This is a genomic window from Telluria sp. RB2R28, assembly GCF_059685835.1.
Genome location: NZ_JCASIK010000016.1, coordinates 1 through 6367, shown reverse-complemented (window position 1 = coordinate 6367; position 6367 = coordinate 1). Strand labels below are relative to the sequence as shown.

3 protein-coding genes and 1 pseudogene are annotated in these 6367 nt (G+C 58.3%); 3 read left to right on the top strand and 1 reads right to left on the bottom strand.

Annotated features, from left to right (window positions below; translation table 11 throughout):
* Positions 1-434: 434 nt before the first annotated feature.
* The 3 genes and pseudogenes from AC56LV_RS24430 to AC56LV_RS24420 all read left to right on the top strand — a co-directional run.
* Positions 435-1943: pseudogene (locus tag AC56LV_RS24430) on the top strand (DUF2339 domain-containing protein); the annotation flags it as partial.
* A gap of 524 nt (positions 1944-2467) precedes the next feature.
* A complete protein-coding gene (locus AC56LV_RS24425) occupies positions 2468-3673 on the top strand; it encodes a DUF2339 domain-containing protein (protein ID WP_499561547.1) in 1206 nt (401 codons plus the stop codon).
* 18 nt (positions 3674-3691) lie between these two features.
* Positions 3692-5173 carry a DUF3999 family protein gene (locus AC56LV_RS24420; RefSeq protein ID WP_499561545.1) on the top strand — a complete coding sequence of 494 codons (1482 nt, stop codon included), beginning with the start codon at positions 3692-3694 and terminating at the stop codon, positions 5171-5173.
* A gap of 214 nt (positions 5174-5387) precedes the next feature.
* On the opposite strand, the gene AC56LV_RS24415 is transcribed toward AC56LV_RS24420, so the two are convergent.
* Positions 5388-5798, bottom strand: coding sequence for a DUF2061 domain-containing protein (locus AC56LV_RS24415; RefSeq protein ID WP_499561543.1), 411 nt, complete (start codon positions 5796-5798; stop codon positions 5388-5390).
* Positions 5799-6367 lie beyond the last annotated feature (569 nt).

Here is a 6367-nt window from a genome sequence, read left to right as displayed (position 1 = left end):
ATCCCGAACAGGACCGTGAAACGACTTTGCGCCGATGATAGTGCTGCAACCAGTGTGAAAGTAGGTTATCGTCAGGCTAGTTATATAGAAAAGCCCCGCTCAGTGATCTGAGTGGGGTTTTTCGCTTTGGGAGATCGATTTTATGCGATTGGTCGACTGACCATCCAACCCATCCCGCAAGCTGTCACTCTCTGTTTAGAGTACTGCTCATCCTCAGGCTCGCTAGAATTTGCCGCATCTGTAATACGCCCTTGGCCATACTGTGGCAGCAAAACCCCACCTACCAACCCCATGATTTGATCAGGCGCAACGGTTAAACGGGTTCATTTCTGCGCATGCTTCTGGCTCTTACTATTTCTTTGACGCCAAGGGGACTGTCGCATGATGCGTTGGTCCGGACTGGCGGAACCAAGTACTTCACATGAAGGGCCGCCATGCGTGAGATCACCACATGGGTGTTGATAATAGCGGCTTATCCCTTCATTGCAGCCTGGCTTGTGGGGCTGCGACGCGGCTATCAAATCAACGAATTGGAAGAGCAGCTGGTTTTGCTCCGTGAGAAGGTCCAACAGCTCTCTGCGGCACCTCTGGAAACACCGGCTGACATGGCCGTTTCCACAGTACCAAAGGATGATGTTGAACAGGTGTCACCTGCCGTTTTGGCAGATAGCGCCCATGCACAAGTCCAGGGGATGGACGGTACCAGTACCAGTGCCAGCGTCGATGACGCCCAGACAATCCATCGGTCGCCCCAAGCAAAACGAGGTACCCCCCGTCGTGGCCGAAGCCGTGGCAGCCCGATTCAACACGAAGCGATCACGCCACCGCTGGATCCTGATGCTTCAACCAAAGCGGTATCTCCGCCACCTCGCTGGCTGGTTGCAGTCAAAACCTGGTTGATGACCGGGAATCTGGTCGCCAAGCTCGGCCTGGTTATCCTGTTTATCGGCATTGCATTCCTGCTCAAGTATGTCGCGGCGACCATCACGATCCCGATTGAACTGCGGCTGGCTTCGCTGGTGTTGGCCGACATGGGTCTTCTTGGATGGGGCTGGCGCCTGCGTAGCAAACGCAGGGAGATTGGCTTGCCAGTGCAGGGAACCGCCATCGCCATCCTGATGCTGGTGATCTTCAGCGCATTCCAGCGCTACGCCTTGATACCTGCGGGATTCGCATTTGCCTTGCTGGTGTCGCTCACGGTATTCACGTGCCTTCTTGCCATTTTGCAGGAGGCACCGTGGCTCGCGGCATTTGGCATTACCGGCGGCTTCGCCTGCCCGCTGCTGTTGTCGACCGGACAGGGGAATCACATCGCCTTGTTCTCTTACTACGCGATGCTCAACGTTGGCGTGTTTGCGCTGGCGTTCAAGCGGTCGTGGCATCAGCTCAATCTGCTGGGCTTTGTCTTCACGTTCGGTGTCGCTGGGGCATGGGGCGGGTTGCAGTACACCCCGGACCATTACACGTCGGCGCAGGCATTTCTGATTCTTTTTTTCCTGTGCTACTCAGCTATCCCTTTCGCATTCGCGGGTCGCACGAGAACACGGTTGCAGGATTATGTCGATGTCACGCTGATCATGGGAACACCGCTGTTGACCTTCGGGTTTCAGGTCGGGCTGGTCAGGGACATGCCGTTCGGACTGGCATTTTCAGCACTGGGGCTGGGCGGATTTTATCTCGTGGCCGGAACGATTCTCTGGCGTGTCGGCAAGGAGCGCTGGCGGACGCTGGTCCGGACCTTTGCCATCCTTGGCACCATTTTCGGCACGCTGACGATCCCGTTTGCCCTGGATGCGCGCTGGACCTCGGCCGCGTGGGCGCTGCAAGGATTCGGCTTCGTGTGGTTCGGATTGCGCCACCAGCGGCGTCCCATCTGGGTCTGTGGACTGTTGCTGCAGGCCGGCGCCTGGATCAGCTTCATGACCGCGCTGTCTCACATCGACATGGCTGCAGCCTTGACGGCGAACTTGTGGCTGAGTTTCTTGCTGCTCGCCGCCGGCGCATTTGCGGTGGCTCTGGCATTCCGCCAGAGCGACAACAACAGCGACAAGCAGGATCTGTCTTCACTGGCCACCAATACGCTGGCCAACACGGCGTTGATGTTCGCGGCGCTGTGGCTGCTGGCCGGATGGTTGACGGAAGCGACCCTGCGCTTCTCGGGCGCCATTCTGGCAGACTGGATCGTGGTCGGGTCGGTCCTCACGGCGCTGCTGCTGTATGCCCTCAGCCTGCGGATGGTCTGGACAACCGCGCGCCAGCTGGTTCTGGCTACCCAGATCGCAGGCGCTATCGGCCTGGCCATCGCTGCGAGGCCTGGGTTGTCATGGCTGAGCATGGTCGAGCCGAATGACGAGATGCCCTTGCTTGGCCTGGTGATCCTGGCCGTGGCGGCGTTTGCCACCAGTCGCTCGCTGAAGCTAGCTGCCTCCAAGCGAAACGGCAGCTACCTGTCAGCGTCACTGCTGCTGTGGAGTGGCATCTGGTGGGTCTGCACTCTGAATGTCGCAGCCGGTCGGTTCGTCGACTATCTGCCTGCCACTCTGGGCAGCGTAAATTCCCGTTGGGTCGCACTGTATGTGCTTGGCATCGCGACCACGTCGATCGCGTGCGTGCACTGCGCATCGCGCTTTTCCTGGCCGCAGTTACGCTGGTTCGCCCCCGCTTGCTGGGCCGCGCTGGCATCATCACGCTGCGTTCGCTTGCGCAGCTGTACGGCGCGCACGCGCTCCCGGACGCCGCGCTCTGGATCGCATGGGCAGTTGCATGGCTGGGCAGCGAACAGGCGATGCTACGCTGGCATACCAGCGGGTTGCTCCTGAACCGCACCGTTTTGCAGCTGCTGCACGCCGTGCGCATGGGTGGGCCGTGGCTCGCATTGTGGCCAACCGGCGCGATCCTGATCGACAGATGGTTAGCCACGCCAACCGACAGCGCATTGATCTTGCAAGGCGGCTGGGTTACGGACGCGGCATGGAGCAATTACCTGCCGACATGGATAATGATGCTGTTCCTTATCAGCTTACTGCTTCGAAGCATGAAAGGACGCTGGCCCACCGCGCCGATCGCGGACTGGTATCGGTCGATTGCCATTCCAGTGGGTAGCCTTCTGCTGATGTTGCCGACCGCTCTGTGGAACCTGCGGCACGATGGTGCGATGGCCCCGTTGCCCTATATTCCACTGCTCAACCCGCTCGATCTGACCACAGGGTTTGTGCTGATGCTATGGGTAAGCACGTTGCGGCAACTCGCTGCCAGGGCTGCACTGGATCAGCCCGTTCTATCCACGCTGCTGCGTAGCACCATGGTGGCAGCGTGGCTTTGGTTCAATTTCATTCTGCTACGAAGTGCAGCGCATTACCTTGGCATTGATTACCGGCTTGCCGATCTCATGGCTTCGCAAACGGTGCAGGCATTGCTCTCTCTGGCTTGGGGTGCAAGTGCTTTCACGCTCATGCGCATTGCGGCACGCACTGCTCGACGACGGGTCTGGTGGATTGGCGCGCTGTTGTACGGCATTGTGGTGGCCAAGCTGTTCCTGGTTGACCTGGCCAATGGCGGAAGTATCGCGCGCGTTGTGTCGTTCGTTGGTGTTGGCCTGTTGCTGCTACTGGTGGGCTATCTCGCACCGAATCCGAAAGCACCGCAGGGCGCGTCAATGGCTGCGTCAGCTTGACCTACAGGAGAACGACCCATGCCGATTTCTCTCTGCAGGTACTGCTGCGTCATCATGGCATTCGCGCTGACGGGCGCCGCCGTCACTGAAAGTCCAGCGGCCCCAACCGACAGGTTGACCGATTATTCTCATCGTCTCCCTTTGCGTACCATGAGCAGCCAAGCCATCGTGCGACTGCCGCTGCCGCGTGCGGTCTATCTGAACGCGCGCTCGTCCGCCTTGCACGATCTGCGCGTGTTCGATGCCGTTGGTGCGTCGATGCCTTTTGCGCTGATCGATCAGGCGCCACCAGCCGTAGAAAAAAAGGCGACTGCACCGGTCGCTATTTTCCCACTGTATGGTACCGCCCGTGACACAGGGCCGATGCCTGAAAGCTTGCAGATCCGTACCGGGAGTGACGGTGCCGTCATCTCGGTGACGACGCCATCGCGCGCAGCGAGCGACGAGCTCCAAAGCCTGATCCTCGACCTTCAGCCGGCAGCACTGGCTGCGAAGGTCAGCGCTGCCGCACCAGTGGGCGCGCTGGCGTTATCGCTGCCCCCGGGAATCGACAACTACAACGCGTACGTTGCGGTCGATGTAAGTAACGACCTGCAAGACTGGGACGTGCTGGCAGAGGCGGCGGTCAGTTGGCTGGTCAACGATCGAGGCGCAAGCGTCGGCAAGCACCGCATCGAATTTTCGCCACGGCCATTTCGCTACGCCCGTATTCGTTGGCTCGAGGGCAAGCCGCTCGCCTTTGCTGACATCAACGCCGACTATGTCGTGCAGCAGTACGCCGCCATGCAAATGGAGACCATTGTTTTGCCGGGCCTGCCAGCTGCCGAAGGGCGCGATGTCATGTATGCAGCGCCTGTCGCCATTCCCGCGATCGCTGTTGGCTTCGTGTTTGAAGGGCAGAACGTCGTCATGCCGGTGATTGTGGGCCAGTACCAAACCACGCCTAACCGCAAACCGGGTGACCGGGTTGTGACGCGCTTGCAGCCAATCGTGAATACAACCTTTTATCAATTGTCACAGAAGGGACAGCAGCGTGTTTCAGGCGACGTAGAGATCGTACCCACCAATGCGTCCATTTGGGTGGCACGGCCGCTGACGGCCATCCTGGAGCGTCCAGCCTTGCGCTTGCGTTGGGCGCCTGCAACCATCGTGTTTGTGGCTGCCGGCAAGGCGCCATACCAACTGGCATTTGGCCGCGCCAGTGCTACGGCTGCCAGCGTGCCGCTCTCCCAGGTTGCGCCGGGCTTTACGTCGCGTGAACTGGCTGAGCTGGAATCTGCGACACCCGGGGCACTCGTACAACAGCAATCGCCAGCTACGATTGTGGAGGCTGACCGGACCGCTGGAACCCGCCGGTACTGGTTGTGGGGCCTGTTGGTGTGCGGCCTTGCGGCACTTGCCGCTATGGCCTGGCATCTGTTCCGTCAGATGAAGGTAGATACTTCCAGCCCACCTTCATCTGACATTGCTCCCGACAGCGGGCTGCATGCCTCTGAGTAAATGAAGAAAAGAAGTGACCAAACGACTTAACGCACCGACGGGTGGTAAGACACTGCTGTGGAGGATCGATCTGTTCCGACCGAGCTGACGCAGGCACTCGCGCACGGACAGACTGGTCATGGTGTTAAGCGTTGCTGTGGCCCTCATGCTGCATGGGATGGTCAAGCTGCTCCATCTGTTATTGCCGAGCCTGTGCAGCCTTGCCACGAGTGACTCAGGCAGCGCCGTGCTGGCCCGCGACGCGCAATTCGAGCCGGTCCCAGAAGCGGTCGTGAATTGGCAGCAGAAGTACATTGCATACCGGTTCAAGGATGGCCGCGATACCGCCGGAAGCGAGCGAGCCCGTCGCGCAGTAAATAATGGTGAACCCCACGACCATATGCATGGCGGTCTGGCTGACTTTTTCGGCAGCGCGTCGGGCATAGCGTCCGCGCTCGGAGCGTGCCCGGGCACGGATGGCCTCCCAGGCTTTCTCGTGGAAAGGGAGGAGCAGCACATTGATCACGGGCTCAATGATGATTGCGAGGCCGCTGAACATGACCGACCCAGTCAGCGCGTACGCAATGGCGAAAGCAATGGCCATGTGGGTAATGACTTGACTGGTTTTCTTGGCAGCGACGACCATCTTGACTCCTGAGATTGCACGCGTTGATACGGTAGAGGAAAATGATAGTCATTCTCGATTGACACACAAAGGCATATATATCTACCATTGCGATAGCGTATTCCTATTGGGGGCCTAATTGCGATAGGCTGCAGTATTTTATAAGCCCCTTGCCGAACATGTCACAAGTTTGTTATAGTCTCGTTCTGCCCGACGCAGACACTGCTTAAAAGCAGCGACAGCGAAGGAAAGAAGGGGTTGACGAAAAATGAGAAGCACTTCATAATATCGCCTCTCTGCTGCTAACGAACACAACGCTTCGTAGCAAACGGCAGAAGCAGTACCGAATAAAGTTCTTTAAAAATTAACAGTCGATAAGTGTGGGCGTTTGATGAAGGTGCCAAAGACTTCGGTCTTTGATTACTTAAATTATCAAATGTTCACAAAAAAGAAATACGTTGCTCAGCAATGAGTAACGGTCAGTATTTTGAGTGAGCGACCCCTGCCGTAAGGTAGGGTGGCAGAAATGCCAACAAACAGAGATTGAACTGAAGAGTTTGATCCTGGCTCAGATTGAACGCTGGCGGCAT

Coding starts and splice junctions, on each gene's coding strand:
- AC56LV_RS24415 (WP_499561543.1), bottom strand. CDS start 5,798: ATGGTCGTCGCTGCCAAGAAAACCAGTCAAGTCATTACCCACATGGCC.
- AC56LV_RS24420 (WP_499561545.1), top strand. CDS start 3,692: ATGCCGATTTCTCTCTGCAGGTACTGCTGCGTCATCATGGCATTCGCG.